Here is an 18,003-nt window from a genome sequence, read left to right as displayed (position 1 = left end):
TTCCTCATCTGTCCCGCCGGGGCGGGCCGGAATTGGCACCGTGGTCGTCAGCTACCTCGCGGAATCGAGATGACAGGCTGACGCCGGTTGCCGGGGCTTCATCGGGCCGTTCCCTCTGCCCCTCTGGATGAGCGGTATTCGGTTGTGTGCGGCGGCCCTTCCAGGCGGCACGCGCCTAACACCATACGACAGGGCGTTCTCGCGGCGCCATGCCCCTGCGGGGTTCGTCACCGTGGCAGGATCGTGGCGTGAGCTCGCCCGCGGTCCCGTCCCTTCATCTCGTCCTCGGCGAAGAGGAACTCCTCGTCGAGCGTGCCGTGCGTGCCGCGCTCGAAACGGCCAGGAAGACGGATCCCGCGGCGGAACTCACGAAGGCCAAGGCGGCCGAGCTCACCGTGCCCGGACTGGCCGAACTGGTCAGCCCCTCACTGTTCGCCGAGGGCCGGGTGATCGTGCTCGAGGCCGCGCAGGACATAGGACAGGAACTCGCCGACGCCGTGCTGTCCTACCTCAAGATGCCCGCCGAGGGTGTGGTGCTCGTCGTCGTCCACACCGGTGGCGGGCGGAGCAAGGCGGCCAAGGCGCTGCCCGCCGCACTGCGCAAGGCGGGCGCACAGGTCACCGAATGCCCGAAGATCACCAAGTCCGCCGAGCGGGAAATGTTCGTGCGCAACGAAGTCCGCCAGGCCGGGGGCCGGATCGAGCCGGGCGCGGTGGCCGTGCTCCTCGATGCGGTCGGTTCGGATCTGCGGGAACTGGCGTCGGCGTCGGCCCAACTGGTCGCCGACACCGGGGGCAAGGTGGACGAGGAGGCGGTCCGCCGCTACCACCGGGGACGGGCCGACGTGACCGGTTTCGCGGTCGCCGAGAAGGCCGTGGGCGGTGACCGGGCCGCCGCGCTGGAGTCGATGCGCTGGGCCGAGCAGATCGGCGTGCCGCACGTGCTGGTCGCGGATGCGCTCGCGGACGCCGTCCGCACGATCGCGCGGGTGTCCGCCGCGGGCCGCGGCAATCCGAACCAGCTGGCGGGCGAACTGGGCATGCCGCCCTGGAAGGTGCGCAAGGCACAGGGGCAGTCGCGCGGATGGTCCCCGGCCGGGCTCGCCGCCGCGATGGGCATCGTGGCCAGGGTGAACGCCGAGGTCAAGGGCCAGGCGGCCGATCCGTCCTACGCCCTCGAACGGGCGATTCTCGATCTCGCCGACGCACGCGACCGGCACTGACGGCACTGACCGGCACCGACATTTCCCCGGGCGGGCTGCGCAACGACGGAGGGCCCGCCGCTGCGTGGCAGCGGCGGGCCCTCCGGGATGCGTGAACTCAGAGCTGGTTGGCGCGCTTGGCCATGGCCGACTTCTTGTTCGCGGCCTGGTTCGGGTGGATGACACCCTTGCTGGCGGCCTTGTCGAGCTTCTTCGCGGCGGCCTGCTGCAGCTCGATCGCCTTGTCCTTGTCCCCGGCCTCGGCGGCTTCGCGGAACTTGCGGATCGCGGTCTTCACCGAAGACTTGATCGACTGGTTGCGCTGGCGCGCCTTCTCGTTGGTCGTGATGCGCTTGATCTGGGACTTGATGTTGGCCACGCGGGCACTCCTTCGATCTGCTTCCGGGATTCGCCGCCGTGTTCTCGTGGCCCCGGAAACCCGGGTTTCCTCCCTGGCGGAATGCCACACGGCAACGAGCGACAAGGCTACCAGCAGCGCGGGCAGGCCCCGTCGGCGCCTCGCTCGCCGCAGGCCGGGACGCGTGCCGGAATCGCCCCGATTGCCGCCTTGTCGCGCCGTGCGGTAGGGAGGACGCATGCAGGTGTTGAGCAGCCGGGTCCTGCTGCGGCCCGCGGATCCCCAGCGGTCGACGGCGTTCTACCGCGACGTCCTCGGCCTGGCGATCTACCGGACCTTCCCCGGAGGCACGGTCTTCTTCCTTGGGCAGGGCCTTCTCGAGGTTTCCGGGCACGGTGAGGGAGGCCCCGCCTCGAACGTGGTGCTGTGGATGCAGGTCCGGGATCTGGCCGACGCCGTGGCCGAGCTCGAAGGCCGCGGGGTGCGGCTCGACCGGGAGCCCCTGCTGGAGCCCTGGGGGCTGCGGGAGGCGTGGATCTCCGATCCGGAGGGGGTTCGCATCGTGCTCGTCGAGATCCCGGCCGACCATCCACTTCGGACCGACGTCCGTGGCGGGTAGGGCACTGCGGGCGCTGCTGTGGGGCGCCGGTTTCGTGCTGGCCCTGCTGACGCTGGCGACGGTGTCCCGGATGACGGCGGGCGGCGGGCCGGAGGCCGACCGGTTCGGGTCCGCGTCGGTGCTCGCGTGTGTGCATCACGGGCCGGTGAGCGCGTACGGCTTCGGTGACGTCTACGGCTGCGTCGCTGAGGTCCGGTGGGGCGATGGGGACGTCGAGCGGGCCGAATTCGCCCCAGGCGTGCTGACCCCGGGGGAGGAAGATGTCCCCGTCTACCGCGACGGGAGTGTCTACGGGCGCGACGGGGCGGTCTGGCCGGTGGTGCTCCGTCCGCTCGCCCTCGCGGTCGCCGGGGCTGCCGCCGCGGTGCTGGGCGCCGGGACCGCTTACGCCCTCGTCCGGGTGGCCCGCCCGGTTCCCGGCCCGCCGCAACCGGAGACCGGGCGGACCCGGGCCGGGCAGCAGCGGCTCGCCGGGCGGCGGGCGCAGCGGGACTGGCCGGTCACCCCCGCCGACCGGGCCGCGGTGCCGCTGCTGAGGCGCGTGCTGCGCCTGCGCCTGCTGTCGGCCTGGTGTGCGCTGGTGGTGCTGGTGGTGCCGCTGTCGATGGTGCCCCGGTTCGACGCGCCGCGGGCGCCGCGCTTCGTCTCGCCGTGGCCGCAGATCGCCCGGGCGCGGCTGGCCGATCTGCCGCCCGGGGCCGCGGTGGTCCTGGGCACGATCCTGGCCGTGCTGTTCGCCACGATGGCGGGTGCGGCGCGGACGGACGCGGCGAGGATCGTCCGGCACGGGGCCGCCTATCTGGCCCGTGACCTGCCCGGCAAGGGGAGCGGCGAGGCGAAGCTCCGCCGCGCGCTGGACGGCCGGGACCGGGCGCACCGGATCGGCACCGCGGTCACCGGTTCCGTGCTCGTCGCCTTGGCCGTGTGGGCCGCCTTCCGCGGTTTCGGCGCCGCGTCGGGGCCGTTCGCGGTGTGGCTCGCCTGTCTCACCGACGCGATCCTGCTGACCCTGCTCGCCGCGATCTTCTTCGCCACGCTGGAAAGCCCGAGCAGGAGGATCGACCGCCTGCTCGGGACGGACGTTTCGACCAAAGGAACCAAAGGGGACCTTCTCGCGTCGTAGGCGATCAAGAGAAGGGAGGGTCCGTGGCAAGCGACGACCTCAAGGCCGCCGAGGAACGGCTGGCCGGATACGCCACGAGGGTCCAGGAGATCCAGCAGCGCGCCGAGCGGAGCCAGGAGCAGATCAAGACCCTGCGGGCGCGCGCGGAGAGCCCGGACGGTGCGGTGCGGGTGGTGCTCGCGCCCGGTGGCCGTCTGGAAGACCTGACGCTGTCTCCGCAGGCCCTGCGGCTCGGGCACGACCGCCTCGCCGCGGCGATCAAGCAGACCGTGCAGGCCGCCCATGCCGATGCGGCGCGCCAGACGCAGGCGGCGTTGCAGCCGCTGCTCGGCCAGTCGGCGGCGATGGAGTTCCTCGCCGAACAGCTCGACACCGGACTCGCCGAAGAGCAGGCCGAAAACGCTCCGCGGCGCCGCGCAGGCGGCGGTGACAGCGGTGACGAAGACGGCGAGTTCGGTGGCCCGTTCCTGAGGAGGAGCTGATGGCGGACGGATTCCATTCCACTCCGGAGGATCTGGCGAAGCATTCGGCCACCGTCACCGGCCTCGGTGAACGGCTCCGGCAGGCGGCCGCCACCGGGGGCGGCGTCGACGTCGGGGGAGAGACCTTCGGGATCATCGGCCAGGCGTTCGCCTTCAAGGTCAAGGGCGACATCACCGAAACGGCGAGTGCGATCTCGGACCTGGCCGTCGGCCTCACCGATTTCGGCGAGGGCGTTGGGCTGGCCGGGCAGAACTACGAGCAGGTCGAAGGCGAGATCCAGGAACTGCTGACCAGGCTGAAGGCGGAGCTGTGAGCGTGCTGACGAACATGGACGAGTGGTCGGCGGGCGCCGGCATTGTCGACACGGTGAAGGGGGCCGCCGACGATCTCAGCGATCCCGGTGATCTCGCACTGGACGGTCTCGCACTGGGCATCGACGTCCTCGGGCTGGTCGCCAACCCGCTCGGCGGGCTGGCCGCCGCCGGGATCGGCTGGCTGATCGAGCACCTGAGCTTCCTCAAGGAACCCCTGGACGATCTGGCGGGGGATCCGGACAAGATCGTGGAGATCGCCGCGGTGTGGGGCGAGCAGGTCCGGCAGCAGATCGGGCAGGTCGCGACGGACTACGAGCGGGCCGTCGAGGGCGAGACCGGCAGCTGGCAGGGCAGCGCGGCGGACGCCTACCGCAAGGGCGCGGGCGAGATCGTCGAGCAGCTGCGGGCGCTGGAGAGCGCGTCCACCGGGGTGTCGGAGGGCCTGCGGCTGTCCGGTGTGCTGGTCGCCACGACCCGGGGCATCATCCGCGACCTGATCGCCGACGTCGTGGGCGAGATCGTGGTGGCGGCCGCCGCGGCACTGGCCACCAGCTGGTGTTCCTTCGGTGCCTCGGTCGGCGCGTTCATCGGCTGGTCCGTCGCCCGCGGGGCCGCGACCGCGGCGAAGATCACCGGCAAGATCTCCAAACTGCTGATGAAACTCGCCGTCGCGCTGAACAAGTTCGCCAAGCTCAAGGGCGCGGTGCAGGCGCTGGCGAAACTCGCCCGGCGGATGGGGGACGGGGCGAAGGCCCTCGGCCGGGTGGCCGGTCGCAACGGCCGTGCCCTGCGGGCGGTCGAGGGCCAGGCCGACGCGATGAAGAACGCGGTGACCGGGCGGCTGCCGCAAGGGCTCCGGGATTTCGCCGAGAACGTCGACGGCCTGCTGGCGAAGCGGACCCGGGACGGGTTCTCCGACTCGGTCGACTGGCGCAACCTGGTCCGCACCGGCGTCTACGAAGGGTCGAAGGAGACGGCGGACGCCGACGACAACTACTCCGACGCCAAGGAAGACCTGCCGAAGAAGTAGACAGTTGCTCGCCGGTCAGGGCCGCCTCGCCCGGAGCTGGGCCGCCGTGCCCGCCGGGCCCGGCGGCTCCCAGGTCCAGGTCTGCAGGTCGGTGAACCCGGCCGCTTCGAGTTCGGCGGCCAGTTCGTGCCGGGACACCGGCAGCCACTTCTCGTGGACCGAGAGCACCAGGCGGCCGCCCGGCCGCAGGATCCGGAACAGCTCGGCGAACCCGGCCGCCCGGTCGGGCCACAACTGCACGTTGTTCACGCTGATCACCGCGTCCACGGAGCCGACGGCCAGGCCGGTGCGTTCGGCGGTGCCGGGGTGCAGCGCCGCCTGGGGGCACCGGGCGCGGCAGCGGGCCAGCATCGTCTCCGACGGATCGACGGCGACGACGTGCCCGGTCCGCTCCGCCGCCGCGCTCAGCCCCACCCCCGGGCCCGGCCCGAGGACCAGCACCGTGTCGGCGGGACCGAGCCTGGCCACGTTCACCATGTGCCGTTCGGTCGCCGCGTTGCCCCAGGCCATCAGTGCGCCGCCGATCCTGCCCAGCACTCCGCGGGGACGGCCGAAGGCCCGGTCCAGCACCCGGCTCGTTGTCGTACTCATAGCTCCAGGTCAGCACCCGGGGGCCGATCCGGCATCGGGGATGACCCGGAAATCGTCACTGACCGGGCATGGGAGACTAGAGGGTGCCGACCACGACCGAGCCGAGGAATTTCGTGACGACGTTCGCCGACACCACCTTCACGCCCCCGGAGCTGATCCGGAACTTCTGCATCATCGCCCACATCGACCACGGGAAGTCGACGCTGGCCGACCGCATGCTGCAGCTCACCGGCGTGGTGGAGGAGCGCGCCATGCGGGCCCAGTACCTCGACCGGATGGACATCGAGCGGGAGCGCGGCATCACGATCAAGGCGCAGAACGTGCGGCTGCCGTGGCAGGTGGACGGCCAGGACCACGTGCTGCACCTGATCGACACGCCGGGCCACGTCGACTTCACCTACGAGGTCTCGCGGGCGCTGGAGGCGTGCGAGGGCGCGATCCTGCTGGTCGACGCCGCGCAGGGAATCGAGGCGCAGACGCTGGCGAACCTCTACCTCGCGCTCGACAAGGACCTGCACGTCATCCCGGTGCTGAACAAGATCGACCTGCCCGCGGCCGATCCCGACAAGTACGCCGCCGAGCTGGCGAACATCATCGGCTGCGACCCCGGCGACGTGCTGCGGGTGTCGGCGAAGACCGGGCAGGGCGTGAAGGAACTGCTCGACGAGGCGGTCCGCCAGATCCCGCCGCCGCAGGGCGATCCGGACGCCCCGGCCCGCGCGATGATCTTCGACTCGGTGTACGACACCTATCGCGGTGTGGTCACCTACATCCGGGTCGTGGACGGCAAGATCACGCCGCGGGAGCGCATCCGGATGATGTCCACCGGCGCGACGCACGAGCTGCTGGAGGTCGGCATCATCTCGCCGGAACCCAAGCCCTGCGCCGGGCTGGGCGTCGGTGAGGTGGGTTACCTGATCACCGGGGTGAAGGACGTTCGCCAGTCCCGGGTCGGTGACACGGTCACTTCGGAACGCAAGGGCGCCACCGAACCGCTGACCGGGTACCGCGAGCCCAAGCCGATGGTGTTCTCCGGGCTGTACCCACTGGACGGCTCGGACTACCCGGAACTGCGCGAGGCCCTGGAGAAGCTGCAGCTCAACGACGCGGCGCTGACCTTCGAGCCGGAGACCTCGGTGGCGCTGGGCTTCGGTTTCCGGTGCGGTTTCCTCGGCCTGCTGCACCTGGAGATCACCCGCGACCGCCTGGAGCGGGAGTTCGGCCTCGACCTGATCTCGACCGCGCCGAACGTGGTCTACCGCGTGGTGCTCGAGGACGGCAGCGAGCACGTGGTCACCAACCCCTCGGACTGGCCCGGCGGCTTCAAGATCTCCGAGGTGCACGAGCCGCTGTCCAAGGTCACCGTGATCGCCCCGGCCGAGTTCATCGGCGCGATCATGGAGCTGTGCCAGAGCAAGCGCGGGCAGCTGCTGGGCATGGACTACCTGTCGGAGGACCGCGTCGAGCTGCGGTACCACCTGCCGCTCGCGGAGATCATCTTCGACTTCTTCGACTCGCTGAAGTCCCGCACCCGCGGGTACGCCTCGCTGGACTACGAGGAGGCAGGCACCCAGGTCGCCGATCTGGTCAAGGTCGACATCCTGCTGCAGGGTGAGCCGGTGGACGCGTTCTCCGCGATCGTGCACAAGGACGCCGCCTACGGCTACGGCAACAAGATGGCCTCGCGGTTGCGCGAACTCATTCCGCGGCAGCAGTTCGAGGTGCCCATCCAGGCGGCGATCGGGTCCCGCATCATCGCCCGCGAGACGATCCGCGCGATGCGCAAGGACGTGCTCGCGAAGTGCTACGGCGGTGACATCTCGCGGAAGCGCAAGCTGCTGGAGAAGCAGAAGGAAGGCAAGAAGCGGATGAAGACCGTCGGTCGGGTCGAGGTCCCGCAGGAGGCCTTCGTCGCGGCGCTGTCCACTTCCGAACCCGGCGACAAGGGCGGCAAGGGCAAGAAGTAAACCCCGCCCGGGCGCGGAGCGTGGGACTCACGCCACGGAGCGTGGGACCCGTGGACGGGCTTAGGGTGGGGGCATGTTCGAGGACTTGCGCTTTCCGCTGCTGGTCGCGCCGATGGCGGGCGGGCCTTCCACCCCGGAGCTGGTGGCCGCGGTGGTCGAGGCCGGGGGATCGGGTTTCCTCGCGGGCGGCTACCTCAAGGCCGAGGCGCTGGAAGCGCAGATCGCGAAGACCCGGGAGCTGACCGGGGGCCTGTTCGGGGTCAACCTCTTCGTGCCCGGGGAAAGGTCCACAGTGGACCTGTCCGGGTACGTCGCGCGGGTTTCGGAGGTGGCGCGGCGGTACGGGGCCGAACCGGGCGAACCACGCTGGGACGACGACGACTACCCGGCCAAGCTGGATGCCGTGGTGGCCCGGCGCGTCCCGCTGGTGTCCTTCACCTTCGGCCTGCCTTCACCGGAGGACGTGGCGCGCCTGCACGAGGCGGGCAGCCGGGTGGTCGTCACCGTCACGAACCCGGACGAGGCGGCGCGTGCCGCGGGGGTCGGCGCGGATGCCCTGTGTGTACAGGGTTTCGAGGCGGGGGCGCACCGCGGGCTGTTCACCGACGACCCGGAAGATCCGGCCGGGGGCGCGGCCTACGGGCTGCTGGCCGCCCTGCGGCTGGTCTCGGTCCGGACCGGACTGCCAATGATCGCGGCCGGTGGCCTGGTGCACGGCGCGGATGTGGCCGCGGTGCTCACGGCGGGCGCGGTGGCGGCCCAGGCGGGCACGGCGTTCCTGCGCGCCGACGAGGCCGGGACGCAGCCGGTGCACCGGCGGGCGCTGGCCGAAGGCGGCCGCGGCACGGCCTTCACCCGCGCGTTCAGCGGACGGCCCGCCCGCGGCATCGTGAACGGGTTCCTCACCGAGAACTCCGCACACGCCCCCGCGGCCTACCCGCAGGTGCACCACCTCACCCGGCCGGTGCGGGCCGCCGCCGCCCGGGTGGGGGACGAGGAGGGGCTGAGCCTGTGGGCGGGGCAGACCTACCCGCTGGTGACCGAGGGGCCCGCGGCGGAGATCTTCGGCAGGCTGCGCGAACAGGCACTGGCGGCGCTGCGCCGGGTCGCCTTGGACTGATCACGCCAGCCGCGAGTGGCGGCGCGAGTACCCGAAGTAGATCGCCAGGCCGAGCACGAACCAGACCGCGAAGCGCAGCCAGGTCTCCGGGCGCAGGAAGGTGATCAGCCACAGGGAGAACACCACACCGATCGCGGGTACCACCGGCACCCACGGGCAGCGGAAGCTCCGGGGCAGGTCGGGCCTGCGGCGCCGCAGCACGATCACCGCGACGCACACCACCACGAACGCGAGCAGGATGCCGATGTTGGTCAGCTCCGCCGCGGCCCCGATCGGCAGCAGGCCGGCGATGACCGCGGCGGCGACGCCGAGCACCCAGGTCATCCGGGTGGGCACCCTCCGCTGGGGGTGGGTGGCGGAGAACCACGGCGGCAGCAGCCCGTCGCGGCTCATCGAGTAGCCCACGCGGGTGGCGCCGAGCAGGAAGGTGAACAGCACGGTCAGGATGCCCAGGATCGCGCCCACCGCGATGACCGCGCCGAGCGCGGGAAGGCCGACCGAGGCGAACGCGCTGGAAAACGCGCTTTCGCTGCTGATCTCGGGGTAGGGGACCATGCCGGTGAGCACCAGGCAGGCCAGCACGTACAGGACCATGGAGATGCCGAGCGAGTACAGGATCGCCTTGGGCATGTGCTTCTGGGAGTCGCGGGACTCCTCCGCCGCGGTGGACATGGCGTCGTAGCCGAACACGGCGAAGAACACGGTGGCGGCCCCGGTGAAGGCGCCGCCGATGCCGAACGGGAAGAAGTCCGACCAGTTGCCGGTACTGACGTGGAACGCCCCGACCACGATCACCAGCAGCACCAGGGCGATCTTGAGGTACACCAGCAGGGTTTCGAACCGCGCCGCCGAGCGCATGCCCTGGTTGAGCACGAAGGCGATCAGCAGGCACAGCAGCACGGCGAACAGGTTCACCTTGTAGGAACCGGGGGCGACGCCGTGCGGTTCGGTGCCGGGCGCGCCGGACATCCACAACGGCAGTTTCACGTGCAGGAAGCCCAGCAGGTCGTTGAAGTAGCCGGAGATGCCGATGGCGACCACCGCGACGATCGCGGTGTACTCCAGCAGCAGGTCCCAGCCGATGAACCAGCCGACGAGCTCGCCCAGCACCGCGTAGCCGTAGGTGTAGGCCGAACCGGCTCGCGGGATGAGCCCGGCGAACTCGGCGTAGGAGAAGGCCGCCGCCGCGCTCGCGACACCGGCGATGAGGAAGGAGATGAGTACCGCCGGGCCCGCGGTCTCGTGCGCGACGGCCCCGGCCAGGGAGAAGATCCCGGCGCCGATGATGCCGCCGATGCCGATGGCGGTCAGCTGCCACAGGCCGAGGGTGCGCTGCAGGCCGCCGGTCTCCGCCGACTCGATCTGGTCGATGGGCTTGCGGCGGAAGATCCCGGCGGCGGCCATGAACGTCCCCAATCAGTCCGCGAACGGCGATTCGGGCACGGTACTCCCAAATCGTCCCGGTACGGCAGCTGCGAACGGAGGCTTCGTGCTTGCTCCTGGCGGACCCGCGCTCAGCCCGCGGCCGCCTCCAGCCGGTCCGCCACCCGTTCCTCCCCGCGCCTGCGGAGCGCGCCTGCGGCGAAGTAACCGAGCAGCTCGGCCAGGGCCGAGGGGTCGTCGAGCTGGGGGCAGTGCCCCCAGTCCTCCCGCACCAGCAGGCGGCTGTGCGGCACCAGGGAATGCAGGCGGCGGCCGGAATCGGCGCTGACCAGCCGGTCCTTGCCGCAGGCGACCACCAGCAGGGGTACCTCGATGCCGTCGATCCCGCCGTAGGCCTCGGCGAGCTCCTCGACGAGCTGCCGCGCCTGGTCCAGCCTGCTGGTCGCGGTCCGGTAGTCGGGGAAGAGTTCGGTGAAGCGCCGGACGTGCTCCTGTTCGGCGACCCCGTGATCGGCGTAGAGCAGCCTCGGCACCACGTACTCGGCGATCGAGCGCACCAGGAACCCGGGGACGGGCAGGGGCAGCGACGACCACATCCGCAGGGGCAGGCTGCCCACCGCGCGCACGAGCCAGCGGTCGACGAATCCGGGGGCGGCGACGGACACCACGCCGGTGACCGGCCGCCGGGAGGTGTAGGCCGCGCGGAGGCTCATGGTGCCGCCGAGGGAGTTCCCCGCGAGCACCACATCGCCCTGGGCCGTCTGCTCCTTGAGGACCGCGTCGACGAACAGGTCCAGTTGCGGCAGCATCGCGCCGGGCCGCAGGGGCTCGGCGTCACCGAATCCGGGCAGGTCGACCGCGACCGCGGGGAGCCCCGCTTCGGCGAGTTCGGCCAGCACGGGGCGCCACGTGTCCGCGCTGTCGCAGTAACCGTGTAGCAGCACCAGCCTCGGCCCGCTGGTCTGCCGGGCCGAGACGGTTTCCAGTACGCGGGTCCGGACGCCGGCATAGCTGCGGTAGCCGGCCCGGATCGGATCCGGGCCGGCCGGGCGAGCGTCCGGAGCCTGGCCTTGTTCCCGCCTCATTGCGGTCATGTACCCAGATTAGCGAGGAAATCTCATTTTTCCTCAAGGTTTTCCGGGTCACAAAGCCGCATCGGGAGCGCGCCGGCAAGGCCTTGCCGCAGGCCGGGGCCTATTTCCGCCGGTTCACTTCGTGAACACGATCTTTCCGGCCGTCTCGCCCGCGAGCATGTCCCGGAATCCCTTCTCCGCGTCCGCGAGCGGCAGCTCCGCCCCGATCTGGGGCCGGATCCCCGCCAGGTCCACGTAGTGGAGCAGGCTTTCCAGTTCGTCCCGGGTGCCCATGGTCGACCCGGCCACCCGCAGTTGCAGGAAGAACACGCGCTGCAGGTCGGCGCTCGGGTCGGGACCGCTGGTCGAACCGGACACCACCACGATGCCGCCCGGCTTGAGCGACTTGAGCGAATGACCCCAGGTCGCCTTCCCGACCGTCTCGAACACCGCGTCCACCCGGTCCGGCAGACGCGCGCCCGATTCGAAGGCCTGGTGCGCGCCCAGCGACTCGGCCAGTGCCCGCTTCTCCTCGCTGCGTCCGGTCACCCACACCCGGAAACCGGCCGCGCGGCCCAGCTGGATCAGCGCGGTCGACACGCCGCCGGAGGCGCCCTGCACCAGCATCGTCTGCCCGGGCCGCAGCCCCGACTTGACGAAGAGCATGCGGTAGGCGGTCAGCCACGCGGTGCCCATCACGGCCGCCTCGGAGAACGACAGGCCCGCCGGCTTCGGAATGGCGTTGCGGGCCGGGACCACCACGTAGTCGGCGAAGGTGCCCTGGTGCTTCTCGGTGAGCAGGGTGCGCTTGGGGTCGAGGGTGTCGTCACCCTGCCAGCCGGGGGCGTTGACCACCGAGTGCAGGACGACCTCGGTGCCGTCCTCGAGCACTCCGGCCCCGTCGCAGCCGAGGATCATCGGGAACTGCTCCCCCTTGATCCCCACCCCGCGCAGGGTCCAGATGTCGTGCATGTTGAGGCTGGCGGCCTTGACAGCGACTTTCACCCAGCCATCCGGCACCTCCGGCTCGGGGCGCTCCCCCACGACGAGCGCGTCCAGCGGGTTGTCCGGCTTCGGTTCTCGGGCGTACACGGCGAACATGCCAGCAACGTACCGCGATCAAGCGGCGCGTACGCTGTGAGCTGTGTTCAACGGGCTGGCCAACTGGTGGGACAACGCCGAGCTGTGGCTCGCGCAGTTGTGGTTCCCCCTCCAGTTCATCCTGGTCGTCGCCGTGCTCGGACCGCTGTGTCTCGGCGCGGCGTGGCTGATCGACCGGATCGTCGACCGGATCGGCGCCTGGTTCGGCTCGGCCCCCGACCGGGACTGCCCGCCCCGGTCTTAAGGTGTGCTGGTGTCGAAGATGAACGGGACAGGTGTGCGTTTCGCACGCGGGTGCCGCCGATGAAGACCTCCACCAGCAGAAGGCGCATCACGGTCGCCCTGATCGGGCTCATCGTGCTCGTCCTCGGCGGGTGGCTGGTCAGGGAGGTCGGCGGCAGCGGCGGTACGGGGCCCGGACCCAGTACGGCCTCGCTGCCCGCGCGCGCCCTGTCCACCCTCCCGCCCGAAGCCGCCCAAACCTGGAAACTGATCGAAAAGGGCGGTCCGTTCCCGTATCCCCGCAACGACGGGGTGGTGTTCGAGAACCGGGAGAAACGGCTGCCCGAAAAGCAGTCGGGTTATTACCATGAGTACACCGTGCCCACCCCCGGCAGCCAGGACCGGGGCCCGCGACGGCTGATCACCGGTAGGTCGCAGGAGCTCTACTACACCGGTGACCATTACTCCACCTTCGTCGTCGTCGATCCCAGCAGGTAAAAGGCCATGGAGCAGCTCACCGTCAAGACCGTCACCGAGCAGGCCCGTGCGCGGGGCGCCTACTCGCATCTGCTGGCCGGGCATCCGGTGGACAAGATGTCCACGATGGAGGCCATCGCCGCGGCCCTGTCGTTCCCCGACTGGTTCGGCCGCAACCTCGACGCCCTCTACGACTGCCTCACCGACCTGTCGTGGCTCCCCAGCGGCGAGCACGTGCTCATCTGGGCCGGTTCCGAGGACCTCAAGCAGGCCGACCCCAGGGCGTACCTGGCGATCCGCAGTGTCCTCTCCGACGCCGAGCGGGCCCTCGCGCCGGGCGGGGACCGGGCGGACAGCCGCCGCCTCACCGTCACCCTCATCGACGCCTGACCCCCGCCGCCTCTTGAGGGGCCGGCCGGGCCGTGAAGGGTCAGCGCCCGGACAGGGGCGGCGTGCCTCGGAGCAGGGCCGTGCCCTCAAGGTGGCCTTGAGGGCGTTTATGACCCTGAAGGCGACCTTCAGGGCACCCGGCACCGGTCCCAGCGTGGGACACAAGACCCTTCACGGCAATCCGCGGCCGGGCAGGGTCAGTCGGCGGGGACCCAGGCGGGGCGGCGCTTCTGGGCGAAGGCGGTGATGCCTTCCTGGCCCTCCTCGCTCGCGAAGAACCGCGCGGACAGCTCGTTCATCGCCGCGAACCCGGCCGACGGCGAGGCCGGTTTCGGGGCGGCCAGCAGTTCCTTCGTCGCGGCCAGCGCCTTCGGGCCGCCCAGGACCAGTGCGCGCACGTAGCGGGCCACCTCGTCGTCCAGCCCCTCCGCATCGGTCACGGCCGTGATGAGCCCGATCCGGGCGGCGCGCTCGGCGTCGAACACCTCGCCGGTGAGGAACAGTTCCTGCGCCGCCCTCGGCGCGATCCGGGGCAGGACGACCAGCGAGATGACCGCCGGGACCACACCGATCCGGACCTCGGAGAAGGCGAAGGTGGCCTCGCGCGCGGCCACCACGATGTCAGAGGCGGCCACCATGCCGACGCCGCCCGCCCTGGCGGGCCCGGCCAGGCGGGTGACGACCGGCTTCGGGCTGTTCCACAGCTGTTCGAGGATCCCGGGGAACTCGTTGACACCCTGGTTGCCGGCCTCGGCTCCCCTGGCCTCCTTGAGGTCCATCCCGGAGCAGAACACCGGACCGGTGTGGGTGAGCACGATCACCCGGACGGCGTCGTCGTCCTGGGCCTTCGTCAGGCTCTCGCGCAGTTCGCGCCGCAGCTGCGAGGACAGCGCGTTGCGGTTGTGCGGTGAGTCGAGGGTGATCGTCGCGGTACCACTCGCCACTGAGTAGTGCACCAGTTCGTCAGGCATGGCTGTCACCTTGCCACAGAGCGGGAGTGTGATCCGCCCACCGTGACGAGGCCCGCGTCACGTCGCCAGTGCGAGGCGAACGGGGGCGAGGGACTCGCGGTAGCGGGCCAGGACAACGGAGCCGACGCGCGGATCGGGGGCGAGGGGCCCGGCGAGCCGGACGGCGGGGTCGGCCTCGCGGGCCAGTGCCGCGATCCGGTCCGGGAGGCGGCCGGGGGCCAGAAACCACGACGCGACGGCCAGTCGCCGGGCGCCCTGGGCCCGGAGCCGGGCGATGGCGGCGGGGACGTCCGGCCGCGCCGCGCTGGCGAACGCCGGGACGACGCGCATCCGGTACCGCGCTGTCCACTGTCGCGCCAGCAGGGCCACCGCCGCGTTCGCCGGGGCGTGCGAAGACCCGGCCGCGGCGAGCACCACGCCCTGGCCGGGGTCGCCGGGATCGGCACCGGCCGCGATCAGCTTCTCGAGCGCGGCCTCGGCCAGCACCGGGTCGGGGCCCAGTACGCCGGACACGGTGACCCGCGGCCCCCGCACGTGCGCCACGAGCGCGGGCACGTCGACCCGGGCGTGGTAGGCGCTGCCGAGCAGCAGCGGCACCACCACGATGTGCCGGTGCCCCCGTGCGTGCAGGCCGCGCAGCACGTCCGGCAGCAACGGCGCGGACAGGTCCAGAAAGGACACATGGATCTCCGGGCCGTCCGCGGGGAACGACCGGGCCAGCGCGTGGATCGCCGCCGCCGACCGCGGATCGCGGCTGCCGTGCGCGACGACGACCAGTGGCGGGGCCATCACACCGATCCGCTCAGCCCGCGGGCTCGCAGCACCGACCGCTCCAGCGGGCGGAACACCAGCAGTTCGATGCCCACCCCGACCAGCAGGATGAGCACGATCGCCGAGATCACCGTCGGCATGTCCGACAGCGTCCTGCCGTCGTCGAGGTAGGCGCCCAGCCCCTTGCCCAGCAACGGGGAGGTCGCGATGATCTCGGCCGCCATCAGCGAACGCCACGAGAACGCCCAGCCCTGCTTGAGCCCGGCGAGATAACCGGGCAGCGCGGCGGGCAGCAGGATGTGCCACGACGCCCTGAGCCTGCCCGCGCCGAGCACCTTGCCCACGCGCGGCAGGATCGGCGGGATCTGGTCGATCCCGGCCACCAGCCCGTTGGCGATCGACGGCACGCTGCCCAGCAGCAGCACCGCGTACATCGCGGTGGGGGAGACCCCGAACCACAGCACCGCGGCCGGTACCCAGGCCACCGAAGGCAGGCTCTGCAGGCCGGACAGGAACGGCCCGAGCGCCGAGCGCACCAGGCGCACCTTGGCCACCAGCAGCCCGAGCGGGGTGGCGAGCACGATCGCGATCAGGAAGCCGAACACGGCGCGGTGCACCGAAGTCCAGACGAAGCCGAGCGCCTCGCCGTCGGCCACCCGCGTCCACAGTTCCCCGCCCACCGCCAGCGGCGCGGGGAGCTGGTATTCGGGCCAGAGCGCCGCCGCCCACAGCGCCTGCCACACCGCGATGACGAGCACGAGGAACGCCACGGGCGGCACAACGGCCCGCAGCAACCGTGCCGCGCGGCCCGGCCGTTCGGCGTCCTCGGGGGGAGTGTCGAGGGCGTCGAGGCCCGCGCCGACCGCCGCGTCGAGATCGTCAAGCCGCGGCATGACTGGAGATCACCTCACGCAGACGCTGGTTGATCGTCTCGGTCAGCGTCCGTTCTTCGGGCGCGGAAAGCCCGCCGACCGGCCACTGCTGCACCACCCGTCCCGGCCGCGAGGACAGCAGCACCACGCGCTGCCCCAGCCGCACGGCCTCGCGAACATCGTGCGTCACGAACACGACGGCGGTGCCGGTGGTGCGCCAGACCCGTAGCAGCTCGCCCTGCAGCACGTCGCGCGTGATCGCGTCGAGCGCGGAAAAAGGCTCGTCCATGAGCAGCAGCGAGGGCCGCGAGGCCGCCTCGTCCGAGGTGTGCAGCGCCGAGGCGAGCGCGCGCGCCAGCGCGACGCGCTGGCGCATGCCACCCGACAACTCGTGCGGCCGCTTCCTGCCCGCCCCGTCGAGGCGGACCAGTTCGAGCAGTTCACCGGTGCGGCTCTTGCGGGCCGCGCGGGGCACCCCGGCCAGCCGCAACGGCAGTTCCACGTTGGCCGCGGCGGTCAGCCACGGCATCAGCGCCGCTTCCTGGAACATCACCGCGGGCCGGGAACTGTTCAGCTCGATCGTGCCCGCGGAGGGGCGGTCCAGTCCGGCGATCAGGTTGAGCAGCGTGGTCTTGCCGCAGCCGGACGCGCCGAGGAGGCAGACGAACTCGCCCGGGGCCACGTCGAGGTCGACCCCGGCGAGCGCGGCGATCGTGCGGCGGCCCTGGCCGAAGCTCTTGTGCACCCCGGCCAGCCGCACGGCGTGCCCCGTGGCCGGTCGCACGGAATCCTCCACCGTGGCCGTCATCAGTCTCGCCTGCCTTCCTCGGTCGTCGCGATCGTCGGCGATCAATGGGCGTCCAGGCCCGCGGCGTCGGCCGCCGGTTTCCCGGCCTGCGCGAGCACGGTGTTCAGCGCGGTGAGATCGAAGAAACCGGTCAGCTTCGGCGCCGTCTTGGCCACGCCCGCGGTCACCTGGTCCTGGGCCAGCTGAGGGAAGCGCGAAGCCAGCGGATCGGTGGTCAGCTCGATCGAGGAGAACGCCCGGTCCAGCACGGCGGGCGAAAGGCTCGAACCGGTGAGCGCCTTCAGCTGCCGGTTGACCGCGGCCTTGGCCTCGGCCGGGTCGGTGGCGGCCAGGGAGCCGGCGTCCAGCAGGCCGCGCAGGACCGCCTGCACCGTCTGCGGATGCTGCGCCAGGAACTGCGTGCGCACCACCACGACCGTGGTCGGGAACCGCCCTTGAGGCCACAGGCTCTTCTCGTCCACCAGCACCTTCGCCCCGGCGTCGGCGACCAGCCGCGACGACCACGGCTCGGGCAGCCACGCCCCGGCGATCGCGCCCTTGCCGAACTGGTCCAGCGTCACCGCGTTGTCCTCGTTCTGCACGCTGACGTCGGTGAGCTTCTGCTCCGCCAGCCACTTCTTGAGCGCGACGTCCTGGGTGTTGCCGGCCTGCGGATCGGCGATGATCTTGCCGTGGAGGTCCTGCGGGGCGGTGATCTCCGGCTTGACCACCAGCTGGGCGCCGCCCGAGGTCGCCCCCGAGATCAGGCGCACCGTCCGGCCGTCGGACTTGGCGAAGGCGTTGATCGCCGGGCCCGAGCCGATGAACCCGATGTCGAGCGAACCGCCCAGCAGCGCCGAAACCTCGTCCGGACCCGCGTTGAACCGGGTGGGGACGAGTTTGGTGCCGCTGCCGAGCCGCTGCGCGAAGTAGCCCTTGTCCAGCCCGATGAGCGCCGAAGCGTGCGTGACGTTGGGGAAGTAGCCCAGCCGCACCTCGGCCGCGGCACCCTGGTCGGCCGCGGGCGCGGCGCTGTCGGAGCCACCGGCGCGGGTGCAGCCGCTGAGCATGGCCAGGACGGTCAGTGCCGTGGCGAGCAGGCCGATGCCACGTCGCTGGGCTCTCATGGGGGGACCTTTCCGTTGGGGG

General features: G+C 71.5%; 21 protein-coding genes and 1 riboswitch. Of the genes, 11 read left to right on the top strand and 10 right to left on the bottom strand.

Annotation, left to right across the window (positions count from 1 at the left end; genetic code table 11):
- Nucleotide 1 precedes the first annotated feature (1 nt).
- Nucleotides 2–134: riboswitch (SAM riboswitch) on the bottom strand.
- A gap of 114 nt (nt 135–248) precedes the next feature.
- Nucleotides 249–1,223: a DNA polymerase III subunit delta gene (gene holA / locus ORV05_RS24160; protein ID WP_268754308.1), complete on the top strand. Its 975-nt coding sequence runs from the start codon at nt 249–251 to the stop codon at nt 1,221–1,223.
- Nucleotides 1,224–1,320: 97 nt separating this feature from the next.
- On the opposite strand, the gene rpsT is transcribed toward holA, so the two are convergent.
- Nucleotides 1,321–1,581: a 30S ribosomal protein S20 gene (rpsT, locus tag ORV05_RS24155; protein ID WP_268754307.1), complete on the bottom strand. Its 261-nt coding sequence runs from the start codon at nt 1,579–1,581 to the stop codon at nt 1,321–1,323.
- A 217-nt stretch (nt 1,582–1,798) separates the two neighbouring features.
- Here rpsT and ORV05_RS24150 point away from each other — a divergent pair, with 217 nt between their 5' ends.
- The 5 genes from ORV05_RS24150 to ORV05_RS24130 are packed head-to-tail and all read left to right on the top strand — an operon-like array spanning nt 1,799 to nt 5,129.
- Entirely contained in the window at nt 1,799–2,179 is a 381-nt protein-coding gene (locus tag ORV05_RS24150) for a VOC family protein (RefSeq protein WP_268754306.1), read from the top strand.
- Nucleotides 2,169–3,302: a DUF6346 domain-containing protein gene (locus tag ORV05_RS24145; protein ID WP_268754305.1), complete on the top strand. Its 1,134-nt coding sequence runs from the start codon at nt 2,169–2,171 to the stop codon at nt 3,300–3,302. The genes ORV05_RS24150 and ORV05_RS24145 overlap by 11 nt, the downstream gene beginning before the upstream one ends.
- A gap of 23 nt (nt 3,303–3,325) precedes the next feature.
- Nucleotides 3,326–3,784, top strand: a complete 459-nt coding sequence (locus ORV05_RS24140; protein WP_268754304.1) for a YbaB/EbfC family nucleoid-associated protein — start codon at nt 3,326–3,328, stop codon at nt 3,782–3,784.
- Entirely contained in the window at nt 3,784–4,098 is a 315-nt protein-coding gene (locus tag ORV05_RS24135) for a type VII secretion target (RefSeq protein WP_268754303.1), read from the top strand. The genes ORV05_RS24140 and ORV05_RS24135 overlap by 1 nt, the downstream gene beginning before the upstream one ends.
- Nucleotides 4,095–5,129, top strand: a complete 1,035-nt coding sequence (locus tag ORV05_RS24130) for a WXG100 family type VII secretion target (protein ID WP_268754302.1) — start codon at nt 4,095–4,097, stop codon at nt 5,127–5,129. The genes ORV05_RS24135 and ORV05_RS24130 overlap by 4 nt, the downstream gene beginning before the upstream one ends.
- Nucleotides 5,130–5,144: 15 nt before the next feature.
- Here the strand turns inward: ORV05_RS24130 and ORV05_RS24125 are convergent, their stop codons facing one another.
- The gene (locus tag ORV05_RS24125; protein ID WP_268754301.1) at nt 5,145–5,720 is read right to left on the bottom strand and encodes a class I SAM-dependent methyltransferase; all 576 of its coding nucleotides are present in this window, start codon (nt 5,718–5,720) and stop codon (nt 5,145–5,147) included.
- A 113-nt stretch (nt 5,721–5,833) separates the two neighbouring features.
- On the opposite strand from ORV05_RS24125, the gene lepA reads away from it, so the two are divergent.
- On the top strand, nt 5,834–7,687 hold the full coding sequence (gene lepA / locus ORV05_RS24120; protein ID WP_268754300.1) for a translation elongation factor 4: 1,854 nt from the start codon (nt 5,834–5,836) through the stop codon (nt 7,685–7,687).
- A gap of 73 nt (nt 7,688–7,760) precedes the next feature.
- Nucleotides 7,761–8,807 (top strand): NAD(P)H-dependent flavin oxidoreductase, encoded by a 1,047-nt coding sequence (locus ORV05_RS24115; RefSeq protein WP_268754299.1) that lies wholly within the window; start codon nt 7,761–7,763, stop codon nt 8,805–8,807.
- Here ORV05_RS24115 and ORV05_RS24110 read toward each other — a convergent pair whose 3' ends face one another.
- The 3 genes from ORV05_RS24110 to ORV05_RS24100 all read right to left on the bottom strand — a co-directional run bounded on the left by ORV05_RS24110 (nt 8,808) and on the right by ORV05_RS24100 (nt 12,364).
- A complete protein-coding gene (locus ORV05_RS24110; RefSeq protein ID WP_268754298.1) occupies nt 8,808–10,211 on the bottom strand; it encodes an amino acid permease in 1,404 nt (467 codons plus the stop codon). It abuts the gene before it with no gap.
- A gap of 110 nt (nt 10,212–10,321) precedes the next feature.
- On the bottom strand, nt 10,322–11,284 hold the full coding sequence (locus tag ORV05_RS24105) for an alpha/beta hydrolase (RefSeq protein ID WP_268754297.1): 963 nt from the start codon (nt 11,282–11,284) through the stop codon (nt 10,322–10,324).
- Between the two features lie 114 nt (nt 11,285–11,398).
- Complete coding sequence (locus tag ORV05_RS24100; RefSeq protein WP_268754296.1) at nt 11,399–12,364, bottom strand: zinc-binding dehydrogenase; 966 nt, start codon at nt 12,362–12,364, stop codon at nt 11,399–11,401.
- A 43-nt stretch (nt 12,365–12,407) separates the two neighbouring features.
- Between ORV05_RS24100 and ORV05_RS24095 the strand changes: the two genes are divergently transcribed.
- Genes ORV05_RS24095 through ORV05_RS24085 form a run of 3 tightly spaced genes read left to right on the top strand, consistent with a single transcriptional unit; the run spans nt 12,408 to nt 13,453 of the window.
- Nucleotides 12,408–12,608 (top strand): hypothetical protein, encoded by a 201-nt coding sequence (locus ORV05_RS24095; RefSeq protein ID WP_268754295.1) that lies wholly within the window; start codon nt 12,408–12,410, stop codon nt 12,606–12,608.
- Nucleotides 12,609–12,667: 59 nt separating this feature from the next.
- The gene (locus ORV05_RS24090) at nt 12,668–13,084 is read left to right on the top strand and encodes a ribonuclease domain-containing protein (protein ID WP_268754294.1); all 417 of its coding nucleotides are present in this window, start codon (nt 12,668–12,670) and stop codon (nt 13,082–13,084) included.
- 6 nt (nt 13,085–13,090) lie between these two features.
- Nucleotides 13,091–13,453 (top strand): barstar family protein, encoded by a 363-nt coding sequence (locus ORV05_RS24085; protein ID WP_144589023.1) that lies wholly within the window; start codon nt 13,091–13,093, stop codon nt 13,451–13,453.
- A gap of 197 nt (nt 13,454–13,650) precedes the next feature.
- Here ORV05_RS24085 and ORV05_RS24080 read toward each other — a convergent pair whose 3' ends face one another.
- From ORV05_RS24080 to ORV05_RS24060, 5 genes are read right to left on the bottom strand one after another with little or no spacing between them, the layout of a single operon-like run.
- Nucleotides 13,651–14,424 (bottom strand): enoyl-CoA hydratase family protein, encoded by a 774-nt coding sequence (locus ORV05_RS24080; protein WP_268754293.1) that lies wholly within the window; start codon nt 14,422–14,424, stop codon nt 13,651–13,653.
- A 57-nt stretch (nt 14,425–14,481) separates the two neighbouring features.
- Entirely contained in the window at nt 14,482–15,213 is a 732-nt protein-coding gene (locus ORV05_RS24075) for a sirohydrochlorin chelatase (RefSeq protein WP_268754292.1), read from the bottom strand.
- The gene (locus tag ORV05_RS24070; RefSeq protein ID WP_268754291.1) at nt 15,213–16,088 is read right to left on the bottom strand and encodes an ABC transporter permease; all 876 of its coding nucleotides are present in this window, start codon (nt 16,086–16,088) and stop codon (nt 15,213–15,215) included. Before ORV05_RS24070 ends, ORV05_RS24075 begins: the two co-directional genes overlap by 1 nt.
- Nucleotides 16,075–16,875: an ABC transporter ATP-binding protein gene (locus ORV05_RS24065; protein ID WP_268754290.1), complete on the bottom strand. Its 801-nt coding sequence runs from the start codon at nt 16,873–16,875 to the stop codon at nt 16,075–16,077. The genes ORV05_RS24070 and ORV05_RS24065 overlap by 14 nt, the downstream gene beginning before the upstream one ends.
- 41 nt (nt 16,876–16,916) lie before the next feature.
- Entirely contained in the window at nt 16,917–17,981 is a 1,065-nt protein-coding gene (locus tag ORV05_RS24060) for an ABC transporter substrate-binding protein (protein ID WP_268754289.1), read from the bottom strand.
- Between the last annotated feature and the right edge of the window lie 22 nt (nt 17,982–18,003).

The sequence above is a fragment of the Amycolatopsis cynarae genome, from assembly GCF_026802195.1.
Classification (GTDB): domain Bacteria; phylum Actinomycetota; class Actinomycetes; order Mycobacteriales; family Pseudonocardiaceae; genus Amycolatopsis_E; species Amycolatopsis_E rhizosphaerae.
Note: the sequence above shows the minus strand (reverse complement) of the source record. Positions and strands in the feature narration are given on the sequence as shown.

Coding starts and splice junctions, on each gene's coding strand:
- ORV05_RS24150 (WP_268754306.1), top strand. CDS start 1,799: ATGCAGGTGTTGAGCAGCCGGGTCCTGCTGCGGCCCGCGGATCCCCAG.
- ORV05_RS24135 (WP_268754303.1), top strand. CDS start 3,784: ATGGCGGACGGATTCCATTCCACTCCGGAGGATCTGGCGAAGCATTCG.
- ORV05_RS24125 (WP_268754301.1), bottom strand. CDS start 5,720: ATGAGTACGACAACGAGCCGGGTGCTGGACCGGGCCTTCGGCCGTCCC.
- ORV05_RS24115 (WP_268754299.1), top strand. CDS start 7,761: ATGTTCGAGGACTTGCGCTTTCCGCTGCTGGTCGCGCCGATGGCGGGC.
- ORV05_RS24110 (WP_268754298.1), bottom strand. CDS start 10,211: ATGGCCGCCGCCGGGATCTTCCGCCGCAAGCCCATCGACCAGATCGAG.
- ORV05_RS24105 (WP_268754297.1), bottom strand. CDS start 11,284: ATGACCGCAATGAGGCGGGAACAAGGCCAGGCTCCGGACGCTCGCCCG.
- ORV05_RS24100 (WP_268754296.1), bottom strand. CDS start 12,364: ATGTTCGCCGTGTACGCCCGAGAACCGAAGCCGGACAACCCGCTGGAC.
- ORV05_RS24090 (WP_268754294.1), top strand. CDS start 12,668: ATGAAGACCTCCACCAGCAGAAGGCGCATCACGGTCGCCCTGATCGGG.
- ORV05_RS24085 (WP_144589023.1), top strand. CDS start 13,091: ATGGAGCAGCTCACCGTCAAGACCGTCACCGAGCAGGCCCGTGCGCGG.
- ORV05_RS24080 (WP_268754293.1), bottom strand. CDS start 14,424: ATGCCTGACGAACTGGTGCACTACTCAGTGGCGAGTGGTACCGCGACG.
- ORV05_RS24075 (WP_268754292.1), bottom strand. CDS start 15,213: ATGGCCCCGCCACTGGTCGTCGTCGCGCACGGCAGCCGCGATCCGCGG.
- ORV05_RS24070 (WP_268754291.1), bottom strand. CDS start 16,088: ATGCCGCGGCTTGACGATCTCGACGCGGCGGTCGGCGCGGGCCTCGAC.
- ORV05_RS24065 (WP_268754290.1), bottom strand. CDS start 16,875: ATGACGGCCACGGTGGAGGATTCCGTGCGACCGGCCACGGGGCACGCC.
- ORV05_RS24060 (WP_268754289.1), bottom strand. CDS start 17,981: ATGAGAGCCCAGCGACGTGGCATCGGCCTGCTCGCCACGGCACTGACC.